This is a genomic window from Tianweitania sp., assembly GCF_032053605.1.
Lineage (GTDB): Bacteria > Pseudomonadota > Alphaproteobacteria > Rhizobiales > Rhizobiaceae > Tianweitania.
This window is the reverse complement of the sequence record NZ_DAMBUH010000066.1, coordinates 261-19,475: the sequence shown is the minus strand read 5'-3', so window position 1 is coordinate 19,475 and position 19,215 is coordinate 261. Positions and strand designations below refer to the sequence as shown.

General features: G+C 61.4%; 18 protein-coding genes and 1 pseudogene. 8 read left to right on the top strand and 11 right to left on the bottom strand.

Annotation, left to right across the window (positions count from 1 at the left end; all coding sequences use genetic code 11):
* The 3 genes and pseudogenes from RTX98_RS14325 to ileS all read right to left on the bottom strand — a co-directional run.
* Positions 1-372 (bottom strand): annotated as a pseudogene (locus tag RTX98_RS14325) (hypothetical protein); the annotation flags it as partial.
* A gap of 19 nt (positions 373-391) precedes the next feature.
* Positions 392-574, bottom strand: a complete 183-nt coding sequence (locus RTX98_RS14320; RefSeq protein ID WP_312797429.1) for a hypothetical protein — start codon at positions 572-574, stop codon at positions 392-394.
* 17 nt (positions 575-591) lie between these two features.
* Positions 592-3,765 (bottom strand): isoleucine--tRNA ligase, encoded by a 3,174-nt coding sequence (ileS, locus tag RTX98_RS14315; protein ID WP_312797427.1) that lies wholly within the window; start codon positions 3,763-3,765, stop codon positions 592-594.
* A gap of 313 nt (positions 3,766-4,078) precedes the next feature.
* Here ileS and RTX98_RS14310 point away from each other — a divergent pair, with 313 nt between their 5' ends.
* Positions 4,079-4,678, top strand: a complete 600-nt coding sequence (locus RTX98_RS14310; protein ID WP_312797425.1) for an HdeD family acid-resistance protein — start codon at positions 4,079-4,081, stop codon at positions 4,676-4,678.
* Here the strand turns inward: RTX98_RS14310 and RTX98_RS14305 are convergent.
* The 3 genes from RTX98_RS14305 to RTX98_RS14295 form a co-directional block, all read right to left on the bottom strand.
* A complete protein-coding gene (locus RTX98_RS14305; protein ID WP_312797423.1) occupies positions 4,675-5,502 on the bottom strand; it encodes a MipA/OmpV family protein in 828 nt (275 codons plus the stop codon). The genes RTX98_RS14310 and RTX98_RS14305 overlap by 4 nt on opposite strands.
* Positions 5,503-5,576: 74 nt before the next feature.
* Entirely contained in the window at positions 5,577-6,560 is a 984-nt protein-coding gene (locus RTX98_RS14300) for a bifunctional riboflavin kinase/FAD synthetase (protein WP_312797421.1), read from the bottom strand.
* Between the two features lie 2 nt (positions 6,561-6,562).
* Positions 6,563-7,423 (bottom strand): TIGR01459 family HAD-type hydrolase, encoded by an 861-nt coding sequence (locus tag RTX98_RS14295; RefSeq protein ID WP_312797419.1) that lies wholly within the window; start codon positions 7,421-7,423, stop codon positions 6,563-6,565.
* Between the two features lie 171 nt (positions 7,424-7,594).
* Between RTX98_RS14295 and RTX98_RS14290 the strand changes: the two genes are divergently transcribed.
* The 6 genes from RTX98_RS14290 to RTX98_RS14265 all read left to right on the top strand — a co-directional run bounded on the left by RTX98_RS14290 (position 7,595) and on the right by RTX98_RS14265 (position 14,205).
* Positions 7,595-9,508, top strand: coding sequence for a pilus assembly protein (locus RTX98_RS14290; protein ID WP_312797417.1), 1,914 nt, complete (start codon positions 7,595-7,597; stop codon positions 9,506-9,508).
* 265 nt (positions 9,509-9,773) lie between these two features.
* Positions 9,774-10,067 carry a co-chaperone GroES gene (gene groES / locus RTX98_RS14285; RefSeq protein ID WP_189503380.1) on the top strand — a complete coding sequence of 98 codons (294 nt, stop codon included), beginning with the start codon at positions 9,774-9,776 and terminating at the stop codon, positions 10,065-10,067.
* A gap of 59 nt (positions 10,068-10,126) precedes the next feature.
* Positions 10,127-11,773: a chaperonin GroEL gene (gene groL / locus RTX98_RS14280; RefSeq protein WP_312797416.1), complete on the top strand. Its 1,647-nt coding sequence runs from the start codon at positions 10,127-10,129 to the stop codon at positions 11,771-11,773.
* A 165-nt stretch (positions 11,774-11,938) separates the two neighbouring features.
* Positions 11,939-12,124, top strand: a complete 186-nt coding sequence (locus RTX98_RS14275) for a CsbD family protein (protein WP_312797414.1) — start codon at positions 11,939-11,941, stop codon at positions 12,122-12,124.
* A gap of 180 nt (positions 12,125-12,304) precedes the next feature.
* Positions 12,305-13,696 (top strand): class II fumarate hydratase, encoded by a 1,392-nt coding sequence (gene fumC, locus RTX98_RS14270; RefSeq protein ID WP_312797412.1) that lies wholly within the window; start codon positions 12,305-12,307, stop codon positions 13,694-13,696.
* A gap of 134 nt (positions 13,697-13,830) precedes the next feature.
* On the top strand, positions 13,831-14,205 hold the full coding sequence (locus RTX98_RS14265) for a DoxX family protein (protein ID WP_312797411.1): 375 nt from the start codon (positions 13,831-13,833) through the stop codon (positions 14,203-14,205).
* Between the two features lie 395 nt (positions 14,206-14,600).
* On the opposite strand, the gene hisG is transcribed toward RTX98_RS14265, so the two are convergent.
* From hisG to hisS, 3 genes are read right to left on the bottom strand one after another with little or no spacing between them, the layout of a single operon-like run.
* Positions 14,601-15,296, bottom strand: coding sequence for an ATP phosphoribosyltransferase (gene hisG / locus RTX98_RS14260; protein WP_312797410.1), 696 nt, complete (start codon positions 15,294-15,296; stop codon positions 14,601-14,603).
* Entirely contained in the window at positions 15,293-16,393 is a 1,101-nt protein-coding gene (locus RTX98_RS14255; protein WP_312797408.1) for an ATP phosphoribosyltransferase regulatory subunit, read from the bottom strand. The genes hisG and RTX98_RS14255 overlap by 4 nt, the downstream gene beginning before the upstream one ends.
* Positions 16,390-17,853 (bottom strand): histidine--tRNA ligase, encoded by a 1,464-nt coding sequence (gene hisS / locus RTX98_RS14250; RefSeq protein WP_312797406.1) that lies wholly within the window; start codon positions 17,851-17,853, stop codon positions 16,390-16,392. Before hisS ends, RTX98_RS14255 begins: the two co-directional genes overlap by 4 nt.
* A gap of 176 nt (positions 17,854-18,029) precedes the next feature.
* Between hisS and RTX98_RS14245 the strand changes: the two genes are divergently transcribed.
* Entirely contained in the window at positions 18,030-18,362 is a 333-nt protein-coding gene (locus RTX98_RS14245; protein WP_312797404.1) for a hypothetical protein, read from the top strand.
* Between the two features lie 3 nt (positions 18,363-18,365).
* On the opposite strand, the gene RTX98_RS14240 is transcribed toward RTX98_RS14245, so the two are convergent.
* Positions 18,366-19,028 (bottom strand): DNA-3-methyladenine glycosylase I, encoded by a 663-nt coding sequence (locus tag RTX98_RS14240; RefSeq protein ID WP_416223130.1) that lies wholly within the window; start codon positions 19,026-19,028, stop codon positions 18,366-18,368.
* Positions 19,025-19,215: hypothetical protein (locus RTX98_RS14235; RefSeq protein ID WP_312797402.1), on the bottom strand; the 191-nt coding region annotated here is incomplete at its 5' end. The genes RTX98_RS14235 and RTX98_RS14240, both read right to left, overlap by 4 nt.

Below are 19,215 nucleotides of genomic sequence, written 5' to 3'. Positions count from 1 at the left end.
ATCGACATCCGGCACGACTTCCGGGCGATAGTTCGGGTTATTCTGATTGGCGGTCGCGTCGGCGCGAATACGCGCACGGCGCTGTTCGGGCGATTCCGGCCAAGCGGTGTTGTCGGCGGAAGCGACGCTTTCCTGCGGCGGTGGCAGGTTCTTGGAGGACGGGCGCACGAGATCAGGACGCGGCTTGTAGTCGATCCGTTCCTTTTTCTCACCCATGCCCAGCGCGAACATGCCCGACACATCCTCGACGAGCTGCTCGTTGGCCGTCTTGTCCGTGCCGTAAGTGGGCGAGGACATGCAGCCTGCAGCCAAAGCGCTGGCGAAAAGAACCGGCGCTACAATCGCAGCACGTCTTGCCGAGAAGCCTGTCATATCGTCGCTTCGCCCTTCATCACCATCCAGCCAGAACCACCTCGACGAGACGGTTCTCCCGACCAAGTGCCGGATGCGGCTCCCCAGCCGCATGAACGCCCTGCATCGCGGTGGAATTCGGCGACAACAAGGCATGGTTGCCATAAAGGAAAGCGGAACGGAGAGCAACGCGCCCGCGACGCTCCCCTTCCCCCGTTTCCACAACCCGTGAGCCAAACCTCAGATCCGGCCGAGCGCCTTCAACTCGCGCAAGGCCGCCGCATCGCGCGCCGATACATCGGGATAATCGGCATCGGTGCCGACATCATCCGTGTAGCGCCAGGAGCGCGCGCATTTCGTGCCGGACGCCAAGGCCGGAACCACCGCGACGCCGGCCACATCGTCCAGCGTGAACGCGCCGGCCGGTGCCGCTTCGCTCGACAGGGTCAAGCCCGAGGTGATGGCGATCTCGGCGAGGTCCACATCCGATACCGCCGACGACAGATCGGCATCCGTGACGTGGACGATCGGAGCGGCTTCCAGCGAAGAGCCGATCGCCTTCTTGGCACGCTCGATTTCGAGCGCTGCCGTGACGACCTTGCGGACCTGACGGACCTTGCGCCACTTGGCGGCAAGTGCATCGTCGCGCCATTCGGCGGGGAGATCCGGGAACTGTTCGAGATGCACCGAGATGGCATCCGGGTTGCGGTCACGCCAGGCTTCTTCCGTGGTGAAGGGCAGCATGGGCGCCAACCATTTCACGGCGCAGTTGAAGAGATGGCGCACGACAACAAGCGAGGCCTTGCGGCGGGTGCTCGACGGCGCGTCGCAATAGAGGGCATCCTTGCGGATGTCGAAATAGAAGGCCGACAGCTCCACCACCATGAAGTCGATCAGCGCGCGAGTGATCCGCTTGAACTCGAACTCGTCATAGCCCTTGCGGACCAGCTCATCGAGTTCCGACAAGCGGTGCAGCATGAGCCGCTCCAGTTCCGGCATGTCGGCTAATTCGACGTCTTCGCCTTCGTCATGGGCGAGCGTGCCCAGCATCCAGCGGATGGTGTTGCGCAGCTTGCGGTAAGCGTCGATGTTGGTTTGCAGCACGTTCTTGCCGAGCCGCTGGTCTTCCCAATAGTCGGTGGTCATGACCCACAGGCGCAGGATATCGGCGCCGGACTGCTTCATGACATCCTGCGGAACGACTGTGTTGCCGAGCGACTTCGACATCTTGCGGCCGTCCTCGTCCATGGTGAAGCCATGGGTGACAACGGCGCTGTATGGCGCGCGACCCCGGGTGGCGCAGCTTTCCAGCAGCGAGGAATGGAACCAGCCGCGATGCTGGTCCGAGCCCTCGAGATAGACATCGGCCGGCCATTTTAGGTCGGGACGGTCTTCCAGCGTGAAAGTGTGCGTCGAGCCAGAGTCGAACCAGACATCCAGGATGTCGCGGACCATCGTCCACGGCTCATTGGCGCGGGAGCCGAGGAAGCGCTCGCGGGCACCTTCCGCGAACCAGGCATCGGCGCCCTCTGCCTCGAAGGCTTCGAGGATGCGGGCATTGACGCCTTCATCCTTCAGCACATTGCCATCCTCGTCGGCGAAAACGCAGATCGGCACGCCCCAGGCGCGCTGGCGCGACAGAACCCAGTCGGGACGATCGGCGATCATGGCGCGCAAACGCGTCTGGCCCTGTTCGGGGACGAAACGGGTGGCGTCGATGGCGGCGAGTGCGCGGGAACGGAGGGTGTCGGGCGTACCAGCAAGATTCCCCTCCCCCTTGAGGGCAGGGGTTAGGGGTGCGGGTAATGAAGCGCCGAGCGTGTCATGCCCCCCACCCGAACCTTCGGTTCGACCTCCCCTCAAGGGGGAGGTTGAAGACGTGAGACCGTAGCCGTTCAGTTCCTTGTCCATATGGACGAACCATTGCGGCGTGTTGCGGAAGATCACCGGCTTCTTAGAGCGCCAGGAATGCGGATAGGAGTGCTTGAGACGGCCGCGCGCAAACAGCGCGTTGGCAGCGATCAGGGCCTCGATGACGACCTTGTTGGCGTCGCCCTTCTTGCCGTTGTCATCGATGACGCGCGCGGGACCGCCCTCGCGATCCGGCCCGAAGCCAGGCGCGTCCTTGGTGAAGTAGCCGGCGTCATCGACGGTGAAGGGGATGGTGGTGTCGATGCCACGGGCGCGCAGCGATGGGGCTGCATCCATCCAGGCGTCAAAATCCTCGCGGCCGTGGCTGGGCGCGGTGTGCACAAAGCCGGTGCCAGCGTCGTCGGTGACGTGGTCGCCGAGAAGAAGCGGGACGGTAAAGGAGTAAGGCTCGACGCTTCCGCCCTCCTCCCCCTTGAGGGGAGGGGTAAGGGGTGGGGTTCGACCTCCCCTCAAGGGGGAGGTTGAAGACAAGCCTTTCAGCGGATGTGCAAGTTCAATCGCAGTCAGTTCCGAGGCTGGAACATCGCGGATGAAAGTCAGTGCAAGCTTTGCCTTGGTCGCGGCATCTTCGGCCAGCTTTTTGGCGAAGATCAGCTTCTCGCCAGTACGGGGGCCGAAATCGTTCTCGACGGATGCGACTTCATACAGGCCGTATTCAACGCGGTCGGAATAGGCGACCGCGCGGTTGCCGGGAATCGTCCACGGCGTCGTCGTCCAGATAACCACGCTCGCGCCGTCGAGATCGGTCCCCTCGCCCACGCCGGTGGCAGCCAACGCATTCGCCGATGCGCTGTTGGCGACGGATCGCACTGGGAACTTCACCCAGATCGTGTCCGACTCGTAGTCGTGATACTCGACCTCGGCTTCCGCCAGCGCCGTGCGCTCCACCACTGACCACATCACCGGCTTTGAACCGCGGTAAAGCTGGTCGGACATCGCGAACTTCAGCAGCTCGCCGGCGATGCGCGCTTCGGCGTGGAAGTTCATGGTGGTGTAGGGGTTCTTGAAGTCGCCGATCACACCCAGGCGCTGGAACTCGGCACCCTGCACCCCGATCCATCCGGCGGCAAATTCGCGGCACTCCTTGCGGAACTCGTTGATATCGACCTGATCCTTGTCGAGACCTTTGGCGCGATACTGTTCCTCGATCTTCCACTCGATCGGCAGGCCGTGGCAGTCCCAGCCTGGAACGTAGTTGGAGTCAAAACCGCGCATCTGGAAGGAGCGCGTGATGACGTCCTTCAGGATCTTGTTGAGCGCATGGCCGATATGGATGTTGCCGTTGGCATAGGGCGGGCCGTCATGCAGGACATATTTTGGCCGGCCGGCGCCACTTTCGCGGAGCTTGGCGTAGAGGTCCATTTCCTGCCAGCGCGCCACGATCTGCGGCTCCTTGTCCGGCAGGCCGGCGCGCATCGGGAAATCCGTCTGCGGCAGATAAAGGGTCTTGGAGTAATCGAGGGTTTCAGGCGTGTCGGACATAAGAAGAAGGCCATCTGAAGGGCGGGCACTGAAAGGCCGGCGTCGAAGGATCAGGCTAACAGAAAGAGCGCGAACGAGGCCGCGCAGATATCCCGGAGCTTCCGGTGGCCTCAGGCCGCCCGGAAGGCCGGGCCAATAATTCGTATCGCAGGAGCGATCAGGGGCAGATGCGCTGGCATGAGCGCGTTCTTAGCCAAGGCTGCGGCCGGAATAAAGCGGGAAGTTTGAGCAGATGCAGCGGCATCGCCCGGCTAGCGCGATCGGAACCAATCCACCAGCGATGGATTGAGCGGCTTTACCGGGGATGTTGCTTATGCCGACCACCTTCACGCCGAACACAACGCGCTCTGGTCTCGACCCACGCACGCGCTTGTCCGTGGCTGAGCTGCGTCACCGCTGGGGCTGGTTTGTGGCTCTGGGCGTTGCGCTGATCCTGCTGGGCACCATGGCCTTCTTGAACACGCTGGTCGCGACCGTCGCGTCCGTTTATACGGTTGGCTTGCTCATGCTGATTGCCGCTGCGATCCAGATCGCACAGGCGTTTTCGGTGAAAAGCTGGTCGAGCTTCTTCTGGTGGGTGCTGGGCGGAGTGCTCTATGCGCTGGCCGGCTTTGCGGCGCTGATCAATCCGCTCATGGCCTCGGCCTTCCTCACCCTGTTCCTCGCGGCCGCCCTTGTTGCGAGCGGGGTGGCGCGGATCGGCGTCGGCTTTCAGTCGCGACCAGCCCACAACTGGGGCTGGATGGTGCTTTCCGGCCTGGTCACCCTGCTCGCGGGTCTTGTGATCGCACTCGGCTGGCCCGTGAACAGCCTGTGGGTGCTCGGCATGTTCCTGGCGATCGACCTCGTGTTCCAGGGCTGGGCCACGATTGCTCTCGGGCTCGCCCTGAAACGCGGTGTTCCCTCCGCTTAGAGTGCGAAGTCGAAGCGGTAGGTTGCCGAAACGCCGACCGTGAACTGGTTCTTGTCGCCGCGTTCCTGCACGATGCTGGAATCTTCAGCCGGGCCGGCCAAACGGCGATACTCGCCGAACAGGCTGGTTTCGATCCGGTCGGTGGTCTTCCAGGTCAGCGCGCCGCCGACGCCGTAGGACGCGACGCCCTCATCCGGCGAATAGGGCGACAGGCCGCTGACGGCAGCTTCAGAGAAGTCGACGCCATAATAGGCATCAAAATACTTCTCGTTGCCATAGGTGATGCGCGGGCCACCCGAGATGCGCAGTGCCGGCGTCAGATAGGCGAAGGCGTCGATCGCGCCGTCAGCAACCAGACCTTCATGTGCGCCGATCGCCTGGCGCACTTCGCCGCGGAAGCGGATCCACTCGGTCGGGTAGAACTCGGCGAAGCCACCGACTTCGACGCCGAAATCGACATCGCTCAGGCCCTCGATATCGTCATAATCATCGCTGTCGCGGCCGAACACCAGCTTGCCGGTCGGACCAGCGCGGAAGTTGCCGGTGTCGATGATGGCAATCGAAATGTTGTCGTTGCGCGAGGTGAAGCGCTGCTCGGTGCCCTTGCGGCCAAAGGAAACCAGCGGCTGCGCAAAGAAGCGATAGTCCTTCGAACCCTCGAATTCCGGAATGGCCAGAGCGGCCGCGCCGATGGTCAGGCTCCATTCGCCGCCGAAGAAGCTGGTGGAGGTTTCAACCGGGGCTTCCAGCTGATCGGCAGCCTGCGCATAGGCGGTGACCGCCAACAGAATTGCAGCCGTCGAACCCATCAAACCGTAACGCATGACCTACTCCTTGCCGCCTGCCATTGAGGCCTCATGGTCGAGGATTGAGGCGGCTATGGTTTCGATCTGCCTAATCAGGAGCCGAATGACAAGGCGCGATCCAAATCACTCAGCGGAGTGATGCGCGAAAGCAACGCCCTCGCTTCCGCCTCATCCTGCTTCATCTGGATCACCAGAGCGTCAAGATCGTCGAACTTTTCTTCACCGCGCAGGAAGCCGAAAAACGAGACGGAAGAGACTTCGCCGTAGAGATTGCCGCTGAAATCGAACAGGAAGGTTTCGAGCAGCGGCGCACCATCCGCGTCCACCGTCGGGCGGCGGCCGAAGCTGGCAACGCCGTCATGCAGGCTGCCGTCGGGCCGGCGGTAACGCACGGCATAGATACCGAGCGCGAGATCGGTTTCGGGCGGCAGCCGCATATTGGCCGTGGGATAGCCGAGCGTGCGCCCGAGCTTCTTGCCGTGGCCGACCTCCGCTTCAACCGTGAAGCGATAGCCCAGCAGGCCGGCCGCTTGCGCCACATCGCCCGCGCTTAAGAGCGAGCGGATGCGGCTGGAGGAAATCACTTCGGCGTTTTCATCACGGAACGCATCCACCAGCGTGACCCCGAAGCCGAGCCGCTCCCCTTCCGCCATCAGGAAGGCCGGGCCGCCACGGCGCTCCTTGCCAAAATGAAAGTCGACACCGGTGACGACGTGGCGGATGTCCAAGGCATCCCGCAGGATGGAATGAACGAAGTCCTCCGCCGAGGTCGATGCAAAGCCGCGGTTGAACGGCTGCTCGATCACGGCATCGAAGCCGAGCGCGTCTAGAAGGCGGGCGCGAAGCGGCGCAGGCGTCAGCCGGAAGACCGGACTGTCGGGGCGAAAAACGGAGCGCGGATGCGGCTCGAAGGTGAGAACCAGCGCCGGAACGCCGGATTCACGCGCGATCTCCAGGGCGCGCTCGAGCACGCTGCAATGGCCGCGATGCACACCGTCAAAATTGCCGATGGCAACCACGCCGCCGCGCAAATGCGCCGGCAGTTCGGACGGTGAAGCAATGCGGAGGATGGTCATTTCTATCGCAGCATCGGGATGACGCCGACGGGATCGGCGCTGTGCTTGGCAAGGAAGCTGCCGAGCATGGCGACATCCGGCGCATGGGACGGTCCGTATTCGCGGGCGTGGATGCCGGCCGAGACGTAGAGCACATCCACGCCATTATCGACCGCGCCCTTCACATCGGTCAGCATGCCATCGCCGATCGCAAGGCAATCGGACGCGCCGATCTCACGTCCGAGCACCTCGGACGCGGCGGCGAAGGCTGCCTGATAGATCGGACGATGCGGCTTGCCGGCGATCAGCGTGCGGCCGCCAAGCAAGCCGTAATCGCGTGCAAGAGCGCCGGCGCACCACGCCAGCTCATGGCCGCGCTCGACCACAATGTCGGGATTGGCGCAGATCATCGGCAGATCGCGCGACCGCAGACGGCGCAGCTGTTCGGCGTAGTCTTCCGGCGTTTCCGATCGGTCGTCGAACAGGCCGGTGCAGCAGATGCCGGACGCCTCGAATTCTTCAACCAGCTCGACATCGAGCCCTTCGTAGAGGGTCAACTCGCGTTCGGTGCCGATATGGTAGATGCGGCGCGGGCCGTTGCGGATCAGCTCGCGCGTGACATCGCCTGATGTGACGATGCGGTCATAGGCTTCGGCAGGCACGCCAAGCCCGCGGATCTGCGCTTCCACATCGGCATAAGGGCGCGGCGCATTGGTGATGAGCACCACAGCCAGGCCCCGAGCGCGGGCGGCCGTCAGCGCCTCGCTTGCCTCCTTGAAGCTGTCGACGCCGTTGTGCAGCACACCCCACACATCACACAAAATGGCGGCGTAGCCGTCCGAGACCTGATCGAGCGAGGCGATCATCTTCGGCGCTGATGTCATGGACTGTCCTGCAAGCATGGATAAAAGGCGCGCCGTTCGCTTAGCCCAAGGCTGCGCACCTGTCACCCTGTTCGCGTGGCACGAGGCAATCGACCTACCCTTCGCGAGACGCTTAAAAATGAAACGATCGGCCGAACAGCATCTTAGGAGCTGTCGTGCCATGACGCGCCCATGACGCGACAATCCTTTTCCTCCCTGATCAGTGACTTCCTGCAGGACACGCGCGGCAACTACGCGCTGATGACCATCATCGCCGCCGTCCCGCTGTTCGGCGCCGTGGCACTAGCCGTGGACTACAGCGAAATGAGCCGGGAGCGGCAAATGACGCTGAACGCGCTGGACGCGGCCGGTATCGCGACGGCCCAGCGCATTCTCGAAGGCGCTTCGGACACTGACGTGAGGGATTATGCGGGCAAATTCTTCAATGCCAATTTAGGCAACATCAATCCCGACCGGGCGAAGCTGACAGTTATTCTGCCGAAAGAAAACGTCAAAACCGGGACGCTCAAGATGTCGGCTAGCCTGAGCTACGATCCCGTGTTCTTCGGAACGTTCCAATCGCTGATGGGCAAGCAGGCAAGCGCGTTGTCGTTTGCAGCTGCGACTGAGGTCAAGCTGAAGAACACGATCGAAGTGGCGCTGGTGCTCGATAATTCGGGGTCGATGGACTACATCGGCAGCGGCTCCGGAAAGAAGCGCATGGTGGTGCTCAAAGATGCTGCGAAACAGCTGGTTGATACGATGGCAGCTGAAAGCGCAAAGATGAAGCAGGTGGACAAGCCGGTTCAGATTGGACTGGTGCCGTTCTCAGCGTCCGTCAATGTTGGGCCTGCCAATCGCGTCGAAGCATGGATGGATACAACCGGTGTTTCTCCCGTCCATCACGAGAATTTTGACTGGTCGTCGTTCGGCACTTCGAAGACATCCCCCAACCAGTATGTCGAAGACCTCAACGGTATGAAGTGGGCTCGCGGGAAAGATTGGGGAGTTCTCAAAGACAAGGTTCTAACGCGTTTTACGCTCTACGACACCATGCAGCGGATCGCGTCCTCGAAGACCGTTAACAACAAGCCCACCTATACCTACGCTAATCCGATCAGCTGGGAAGGATGCGTGGAAAGCCGCCCGTACCCGTATAACGTGACCGATGCCGTCGCTTCAAAGAGCACCCCGGCAACAATGTTCGTTCCTATGTTCGGCCCTGACGAAGTCGGCAACATTTGGACCGAGCAGCAGAACAGCCGAGGACAATGGTTCGTTGCCACGTTCGGTTCGAACAACAACTGGTGGGATGACAGCTCGCAATCGACAGATAGCGGCACTGCAACACAGCTTAAGCGCCAGAAGAACATGCCGAAGTATTTCGCCATTGCACCCCAGACAGCCTCGATGCCGGAAGCCCATGAAGGCCCCAACGCCAGTTGTACCACCACGGCCATCTTGCCCCTGACAGATATTAGCAATTCTACCGGCGTGACACGGGTTAAATCCGCGATCAACGGAATGATTTCACTCGGTGCGACGAACGTGCCGGAAGGAATGGCTTGGGGCTGGCGGGTTCTTTCCTCTCAGGCACCTTTCATCGGGGGCCGTTCCGAAACCGAACGCGGTAACGATAAAGTCGTCATCGTTCTCACCGACGGTGAAAATACCTACTACACACCGAGTTCACTTAGGAACAATGATAATGCGGGATTGAAATCCACGTATTCTAGCTTGGGTTATGCAGGTCTAGGGTACAACACCACGACAACGCCACGCATATTCATGAACACTTCGGTTTCGAAGTCCACTCACACCAATGACAACTATGCCAAGGCGATGAACCAGCAATTCAGTGCCCTATGCAGCAATGCTAAGGCTGCGGGCGTTGTGGTGATGACGGTCGCCCTTGATTTGAATTTGAAAGATACTGGCGAAAAAGCCCAGATTGAAGCGCTCTCTGCTTGCGCATCCGATTCCCGCTTCCGCAAAGATAGCTCGGGCAAAGCGGCCAAACTGTTTTGGAACTCAACGGGCGCCACCTTGGCTGATGATTTCAAAAGCATTGCGGACGAGCTCTCCAACCTGCGTATTGTCAGCTGATCTCATGCCCCACCATTAACTAAAATTTGAACGAACCTGCGCCAGGCGTGTCATTCGCCTTGCGCATCCGCGTAAGAACACCCAGCTAAGGAGCGCGGCCTTTCGCGGCCGGCGGTGAGTACTTTCCCTAGCCCCGCAGCCATAGCCGACCTTGACACGAAATCTTCCTTCACTTATCTCGGCGTCGCGTTAGCACTCTCCCTCATTGAGTGCTAACCGGTTCATACGAACCTACCGACATCATCCAACCGAGGAAGTATTGGATATGGCCAGCAATTTCCGCCCGCTTCATGACCGCGTGGTCGTTCGTCGGGTCGAGTCCGAGGAAAAGTCCGCCGGCGGGATCATCATCCCGGACACCGCCAAGGAAAAGCCGCAGGAAGGCGAAGTGATCGCCGTTGGTTCCGGCGCGCGCGATGAGAGCGGCAAGGTCGTTGCCCTCGACGTCAAGGCAGGCGACCGCGTCCTGTTCGGCAAGTGGTCCGGCACCGAAGTGAAGCTCAATGGCGAAGACCTTCTGATCATGAAGGAATCCGACATCATGGGCATCATCGGCTGATCAGCCTTTTTCGCTCAATCGCAACCTGACATTCGGGCCCAAGGCCCAGGAGCAAGCACATGGCTGCAAAAGACGTAAAATTCTCCCGTGATGCCCGCGAGCGTATGCTGCGCGGCGTCGATATTCTCGCGAACGCCGTCAAGGTCACGCTCGGTCCCAAAGGCCGCAACGTCGTGATTGACAAGTCGTTCGGCGCCCCGCGCATCACCAAGGACGGCGTCACCGTCGCCAAGGAGATCGAGCTGGAAGACAAGTTCGAGAACATGGGCGCCCAGATGGTGCGCGAAGTGGCCTCGAAGACCAACGACAAGGCTGGTGACGGCACGACCACCGCGACCGTTCTCGCCCAGGCGATCGTTCAGGAAGGCGCCAAGGCTGTTGCCGCCGGCATGAACCCGATGGACCTGAAGCGCGGCATCGACCTCGCTGTTTCGGAAGTCGTGGCTGAACTCGGCAAGGTTGCCAAGAAGATCAACACTTCGGAAGAAGTGGCCCAGGTCGGCACCATCTCGGCTAACGGTGAGAAGGAAATCGGCCAGATGATCGCGGAAGCGATGCAGAAGGTCGGCAACGAGGGTGTCATCACCGTCGAGGAAGCCAAGACCGCAGAGACCGAACTCGAAGTCGTCGAAGGCATGCAGTTCGACCGCGGCTATCTCAGCCCATACTTCGTCACCAACCCGGACAAGATGGTTGCCGAGCTGGAAGACGCTTACATTCTTCTGCACGAGAAGAAGCTCTCCAACCTGCAGGCGATGCTGCCGGTTCTCGAGGCTGTTGTTCAGTCGTCGAAGCCGCTGGTCATCATTTCGGAAGACGTTGAGGGTGAGGCTTTGGCCACGCTCGTCGTCAACAAGCTGCGTGGCGGTTTGAAGATCGCTGCCGTCAAGGCTCCGGGCTTCGGCGATCGCCGCAAGGCCATGCTGGAAGACATCGCGATCCTGACCGGTGGCCAGGTGATTTCCGAAGATCTGGGCATCAAGCTTGAGAATGTTGGCCTCAACATGCTCGGCCGCGCCAAGAAGGTGTCGATCACCAAGGAAAACACCACGATCGTCGACGGCGCCGGTCAGAAGCCGGAGATCCAGGGCCGCGTTGCCCAGATCAAGCAGCAGATCGAAGAAACCACGTCGGACTACGACAAGGAGAAGCTCCAGGAGCGTCTCGCCAAGCTCGCAGGCGGCGTTGCCGTTATCCGCGTCGGCGGTGCGACGGAAGTCGAAGTCAAGGAAAAGAAGGACCGCGTCGACGACGCCCTGAACGCAACCCGCGCTGCGGTTGAAGAAGGCATCGTTCCTGGCGGCGGCACCGCGCTGCTGCGCGCAACGAAGTCGATCACCTCGGAAGGCATCAACTCCGACCAGGCTGCCGGCATCGCCATCGTGCGTCGCGCTCTTCAGGCTCCGGTTCGCCAGATCGCTTCCAACGCCGGTGCTGAAGCATCGATCGTTGCCGGCCGCATCATGGACGACAACACGCCGACCTTCGGCTACAACGCTGCAACCGACGAGTATGGCGATCTGATCCAGCTCGGCATCGTCGATCCGGTCAAGGTCGTTCGTACGGCTCTTCAGGATGCAGCTTCGGTTGCCGGTCTGCTGATCACGACGGAAGCCATGATCGCGGAAGCTCCGAAGAAGGACTCCGGCATGCCTGCAATGCCAGGCGGCGGCGGCATGGGCGGCATGGGCGGTATGGACTTCTAAGCCTGTTCTCGGGCTTGTCCTGGGGATCCAGCCTTACCGACTACCCGAAGGGGCGGCAGCGATGCCGCCCTTTCTTTTTGCCTTGGCATCAGCCCGGATGAATCTCGGAACGTTTTACGAGAGGTTGCGTTTCTATCTCATCGATCCGCAACAAGGAGAGTTATCATGGCTAATAGCGATCAGGCAGCAGGTCTCGGCAAGCAGGTCAAGGGCGCCGTGAAGGACGCCGTCGGTGGCGCCACGAACAACGCCGACCTCCAGGCCGAAGGCAAGTTGGACAAGGCTGAAGGCAAGGTCCAGAAGGGCTACGGCGACGCCAAGAGCGATCTCGCCGACAAGCTGGACAAGTAAGCTTACCTTCATCGACTAAAGAAAGCCGGTCACCTCAGTGGCCGGCTTTTTTCGTTGCTGACGTGCCTGATCTGTCTGCGTTCACAGCTTCTTCTTCACTCAATCGATTTGGACCACAAGCAGCTGATGGCAGCGCGCACCTTGTTGTGCTAGCCACACGCGCGAACAGGAGATCAGACCATGGCCGACATCCGCCGTGAAAGTGATACATTCGGGCCCATCGACGTCCCATCCGACAAGTATTGGGGTGCGCAAACCCAGCGCTCCCTGGAGAACTTCAAGATCGGCGGCGAGCGCATGCCGCTTCCGCTGGTTCATGCACTCGGCATGGTGAAGCGTGCGGCAGCTGAAGTGAACATGGATCTCGGCAAGCTCGACAAGGACATCGGCAGCACCATCGTTTCAGCGGCCGACGAGGTCATTTCGGGCGCTCTCGACGATCATTTTCCGCTAGTGGTCTGGCAGACCGGTTCGGGCACGCAGTCGAACATGAATGCCAATGAGGTGATCTCGAACCGCGCCATCGAGATCCTGGGTGGTACGATGGGCTCCAAGAAGCCTGTTCACCCTAACGACCACGTCAATATGAGCCAGTCGTCGAACGACACCTTCCCGACGGCCATGCACATCGCCGCCGTGCTGGAAGTGCATGAACGCCTCCTACCGGCTCTTGAGCATCTGCAAACCGCGATCGAGAAGAAGGTCGATGCCTTCGACAAGATCGTCAAGATCGGCCGTACGCACACACAGGATGCGACGCCGCTGACGCTTGGCCAGGAGTTTTCCGGCTATCTCGTGGCGCTTGAGCTCGGAGAGAAGCGCATCGCAGACAGCCTGGAAGACGTGTATGCGCTGGCGCAGGGCGGCACGGCGGTCGGCACGGGCCTCAACGCACCGGTCGGTTTTGATACGGCGTTTGCCGAGCGCGTTTCGACCATCACCTCCCTGCCCTTCCGAACTGCTGCCAACAAGTTCGAAGCGCTGGCCTCGCATGGCGCGCTGACCGACCTGCATGGCTCGCTGACGGCGCTGGCCGCCGACCTGTTCAAGATCGGCAACGACATCCGCTTCCTGGGCTCCGGTCCCCGCTCGGGCCTCGGCGAGTTGAAGCTGCCGGAAAACGAGCCGGGCTCCTCGATCATGCCGGGCAAGGTCAATCCCACCCAGGCCGAAGCCCTGACGATGGTTGCCGCGCAGGTGATGGGCAACCAGACAGCCGTTGCCTTCGCCGCCAGCCAAGGCCATTTCGAGCTCAACGTCTTCAAGCCCGTGATTGCGCTGAACGTGTTGCAGTCGATCCGCATCCTGGCGGATGCCATGCGCTCGTTTGCGGACAACTGCGTTGACGGCATCGAGGCCGATGAGCGCCGCATCGACGACTTGATGCAACGCTCGCTGATGCTGGTTACCGCGCTTGCGCCGAAGATCGGCTATGATGCGGCTGCCAAGATCGCCAAGACCGCGCATAAGAACGGCACGACGTTGCGCGAAGAAGCCGTGGGCAGCGGCGAAGTCACCGATGAAGAGTATGATGCTCTGGTGAAACCGGAAGCGATGACGCAGCCGGGCTGATCCAGCCGCCTCTACTGTGAACACCTTCGCGACGCACGTTCTCTCTCGTTGAACAATGCGTCGCGCGTTTGCTGTCTCCCGCTGGGAGAGGATTTGCTCCAAATAGGGTGCAGTTCTTTCCCAGCGAGGCTTTCATGTCCATCGTAGTGCTTATCGGCCGCATCCTGCTGTCGATCATCTTCATTCTTTCCGGCTTCAGCAAGCTGACCGCGCTCGGCGGCACCGCCGGCTATTTCGGCGGCATGGGCATTCCTGCTCCGATGGTCGTGGCCGTGCTTGTCGGCCTGCTTGAACTGCTTGGCGGTCTGGCCATCCTGATCGGCTTCCGCACGCGCGAAGCTGCCTTTGCCTTGGCCATCTTCACCATCGCCACCGCCTTTGTCGCGCATATGAACTGGTCCGACATGATGCAGCTGATCAATTTCCAGAAGAACCTTGCGATCGCCGGCGGCTTCTTCGTGCTCGCTGGCTACGGCGCCGGTCCGATCTCGGTGGATGCGCGTCGTTAAACGGCCGCTTCCCTGCATAGTCTAAGCTTTTTTATGACGACCAAGCCCGGCCATCGCGCCGGGCTTTTTTGTGCCTGGCTCGGACTGGGCTTGCATGAAGACAGCCGGTTGATGCTACAAGGATGATGTCGAGACAAAAGCAGAACGCGCTGATGCCAGCAGCGCACCGGGGAGGATGAGCCACCCCGGCCGAGGCAACGGCTTTGTTCTCGAACTGGAGGTGACGCCATGTGGTTCATACCACTGAACGTCAGCCTTAGAATCAGAAAGACCCGGACGAGCTGGCTACTCGATGTCCGGGTCCGACTGATCTTCTAAAGCAACGGAGATCGGGTTAGCGCCCGGTCTCCACTCCAGAAATATATGCTCTACGATCGTGTCTGACAACTAACCTATCAAGACACCGCGAACAGTGCGCTCAGTTGAGACAAAGCGCCTGCATCTTGGGCTGTGCGCTCGCGCTTGGATGCAACCAAACATGCTTGCGAGCGCAGGATCACGCCGTCGCTCAGGACGCGCAGATGATTGGCCGTCAATGTCGAGCCGCTGGAGGTGATGTCGACGATGACATCGGCCAAGCCGGCCGCCGGGGCGCCTTCCGTGGCGCCGAGGCTTTCCACGATGCGGTAGACCTGGATGCCGTGCTTCAACGAGAAGAACTGCTGCGTCAGGCGCCAGTATTTGGTGGCGATGCGCAGGCGGCGGCCGTGGCGCTGGCGGAAGTCGGCGGCGACATCATCGAGGTCGGCCATGGTTTCGACATCCATCCAGACATCAGGCACGGCGACGACCACGTCTGCTGTGCCAAAGCCGAGCCGCGCTTCGATGGACACATGCGCATCCCAGTTCGCGAGGTTTTCGCGCACGAGATCTTCGCCGGTCACGCCAAGATCGACAGCACCCTGCCCTAGCTCCTGAGCGATTTCGGAAGCGGAGAGGAACAGCACGTCGAGCGACAGCGCGCCGTCGATGCGGCCGCGGTAGGAGCGCGGGTCGGTTGGCAGTTGCACATGGAGGCCGGCTTCGGCAAAGCGGGCGATGGCCTGTTCCTTGAGGCGGCCTTTCGAGGGGAGAGCAAGCGTCAGCGTCATGGCTTGCGCGCTCCTTCGATGCGGTCGAGCCAGATGGAAAAGCCGACGCCCGGAATGGCGTGTTCCGCACCCAGCATGGTCAAAAGGCGATCATAGCGGCCGCCGCCCACCAGAGGCCGGGGATCGCCCGGCGCGCTGATCTCGAAAACGAGGCCGGTGTAATAATCCAGCGGACGACCGAAGGCGGCGTCATAGGTGAAGCTCGTGCCTTGCAATTGCTGTGCAGCCAAGGCGTCGGCGCGCTGCTTGAACTGTTCCAGAGCGGCATCCAGGAAGAGGTCGCAGTCGTCGGCAAAGCGCCGCAGCGTTTCGCCAGCTTGGGCCAGAGGTTCGCGGATCGCTAGAAAGCGCTTCAGCGCTTCGAAGGCATCGTCGGCGATCCGCACGGCGCCGAGTTCCGCTTTCTCGATCAGGCGGCGCGCAATGTCATCCGGCGTACGCCCGGCTGAGGGCGAAATGCCAGCGAGCTCCATCTGCTTTTCGAGATAGCCGGCGACAGCAGCGCGATCACGAGCGGCGACGAGGCGCGAAATCGGCTGGCCCAAATTGCGCTTCTTCGGGGGATTGGCGAGGTCGGCAAGCGCTGCCTCCAGCATATCGGCAGCACCGAAGGCGCGGGCCAGGCGCATTTGCCAGCCACGCGGCAGACCGAGCGCTGCCAGCACGGCCTCGAAGATCGCCTGATCGCCGAGTGTCACCGTCAGCGCGGCACCCGGCAGCGCCTCGTTGAGCAACCGGCACGCATCGGCGACGGAGCGGGCGTCGGCGGTTGACGTGTCCGTTTCGCCGAGATCCTCGATGCCAGCCTGCAGAAACTGAGTTCCCCCCGCCCTGTGCTGGCGGAAAACCTCGCCGAGATAGGCATAGCGGCGCGGCGTTCCGGCTTGGCGCGCGATGTGGTCGCGGCACACGGGAATAGTAAATTCGGGCCGCAAGCACAGGCTTTCGCCGGTTTCGCTCTGCGTCAGAAAGATACGCCGGCGCAGGTCCTCGCCGGCCATGTCCAGGAACGGATCGGCCGGCTGCAGGATCGGCACTTCGGCAAGTGCGATACCTTCCGCCGCAAAGCGCGCCAGGATGGTTTCAGCGAGTGTCACGCCTGCCGCTCTTGCGCCTGTGCGGCGAGGATGCCCTGGATCTTCGCAACCAAATCGGCCTCCGGCACCGATACCTGCGCCGGGCGGCCTTCGCGCCAGGCTTCATTGTCGGTGATCTCCGCCGATAGCCGCGCGCCTTCGATCAAGTCCTTGATCTGTACTTCACCGTTCGCACGCTCGTCGCCGCCCTGGATCACCACGCAGGGTGCGCCGCGACGATCGGCATATTTCATCTGCGCCTTCATGCCAGCGCCGCCGAGATACATTTCGGCGCGGATGCCAGCCTGGCGCAGCTCGCCCACCATCTTCTGGTAGCGGCCGAGGCTTTCCGTATCGCGGTCCATGACCAGCACGACGACGGGCGCCATCACATCGGCCGTATCTAGCTTGCCGAGGTTCTTCAGCGCCGTCATCAGGCGCGAAACGCCAATGGAGAATCCGGTGGCCGGCACCGGTTCGCCGCGGAAGCGCGAGACGAGACCATCATAGCGACCACCACCGCCAACCGAGCCGAAACGCACTATCTTGCCGTCTTCGTTCGGGATTTCGGCGAGAAGCTCGGCCTCGTAGACGGGACCGGTGTAGTATTCGAGGCCGCGGACGACAGAGGGGTCGATCTTGATGCGGTCTTCGCCGTAGCCAGCGGCGCGGACGAGCTCTTCGATCTCGCGCAGTTCGAGAACGCCCTGATTGTCCTCGATCTCGCCGGTTTCAACATAAGCGAGCACCTTGGCGATCGCCGCATCATCCAGTTCGGCGCCCTTGGTAAAATCGCCCTCGCCTTCAACACCGCCGTCCCAACGGCCCTTGCCGAGCAGCAGCTTCACGCCTTCCGGCCCGAACTTGTCGAGCTTGTCGATGGCGCGCAGCACGGTCAAACGGCGGCCGGCATTGTCCTCGCCGCCGAGACCGATCGCTTCCAGCACGCCGTCCAGCACCTTGCGGTTGTTGACGCGGATGACGTAGTCGCCGCGCTTGATGCCGAGCGCTTCCATGACATCGGCCATCATCATGGTCATTTCGGCATCAGCCGCGACGCCCGGCGTGCCGACCGTATCGGCGTCGAACTGCATGAACTGGCGGAAGCGGCCGGGGCCCGGCTTCTCATTGCGGAACACCCAGCCGGCTCGATAGGAACGGAAGGGCTTGGGCAGGCGCTCGAAGTTCTCGGCGACATAGCGGGCTAGCGGCGCGGTCAGATCGTAGCGCAGCGACAGCCACTGCTCGTCATCGTCCTGAAAGGAGAAAACGCCTTCGTTGGGGCGGTCGAGATCCGGCAGGAACTTGCCGAGCGCGTCCGTATATTCAATCAGCGGCTGCTCGACGGGCTCGAAGCCGTAGAGGTCGTAAACAGCCTTGATCTTCTCGATCATGCGCTCGGTCGCGCGGATGTCGTCGGCCGAGCGGTCGCCAAAGCCGCGCGCGAGCCGCGCTTTCATCTTTTCGTTCTTGTCGGCCATGGAAGAAGTCCAGAGATCGTTAGGAAAGCCAGGAATGACTTGTTACCGGCGCTCTACCGGATGGAGCCCGTCGCTTCAAGCAAAGGACGCCCTGCGGCGTGCTTTTGGCTCGCCAGATCGTTTCAGACGGCGCCTCGCGTTCCTATATAGTTGAAAACGCAACAGGGAGGTCGATCGTGATCCGCGTTCCCATTCTTGCTCTTGCCGCGCTGATCGCGCTTCCGGCCGCACCGGCGCTGGCGCAGAACTGCCGCGCGATCGGGTCGAGCTATTTTTGTGCCGATGGCCGCTCTGGCCAGCGGTCGCCCACCACGCCTTCGCTCAACAGCCAGACGCGCAACAGTCCGCTCGGCAACCAGCGCTATACCAACCCGCAAAGGCGCGCCAAGAGCCCCGACAATGCGCTTTATCCAACGAACCCGAACTCGACACGGCGTCTTGGCGACACCGTCTACAATCGCGACGGCTCAAAATGCCGGACGGTCGGCTCATCGATGACCTGCCAGTGACGCTCAGGCGACCGGGCGCTTGAAGCCGGCGCGCTTTTTTTCGATGTCTGCGCGGCAGGCGCAGCCTTCGATGTGATCGTTGACCAGCCCCATCGCCTGCATGAAGGCATAAACCGTGGTTGGTCCCACAAAGGTCCAGCCGCGCTTTTTCAAGTCCTTTGACAGCCGGATGGACGCTGGCGTCGTCGGGTTCGCGCGTATCGTTTCCCAGTCCACAATCTTCGGCCGCTCATCTGCCGGTGGCTCAAAGCCCCAGAAATAGGCGGCAAGCGAGCCGAACTCCGCCTTCATCTCGACCGCCCGCTTGGCATTGTTGATGGTCGAGGTGATCTTGCCGCGATGGCGGATGATGCCGGCATCGGCAACGAGGCGCTCGACATCGGCTTCCCCGAACCCTGCCACGACCGAGAAATCGAAGCCTGCAAAGGCGGCGCGAAAATTCTCGCGTTTGCGCAGGATCGTCAGCCAGGACAGGCCGGACTGAAACCCTTCCAGACAGATCTTCTCGAACAGGCGGTGGTCATCCGCCATCGGTCGTCCCCACTCCTTGTCATGGTAGGGGATGTAGTCGGGTGTCGAGCCGCCCCAAGCGCAGCGCGTCAAACCATCATCGCCACGCACCAAGCCAGCAGCCAGATCAGACATGACGATTCCCTCAATGTTCATGCTGCCTTTACCAAGTTTCTCAGTTCATTAGTAACCACAGCAAAGCCTTTCCTTTGCCTATCCATGTTTAACAAAGCGGATTCACCTTTTGCTTGGAATTGCCGGTGGATGGTCGGCCCGAGATGAAGGCGGTTGCCGCTCATCGCAACACGGCATGTCAACGGGTTCACCCATGCGGCTTTCCATT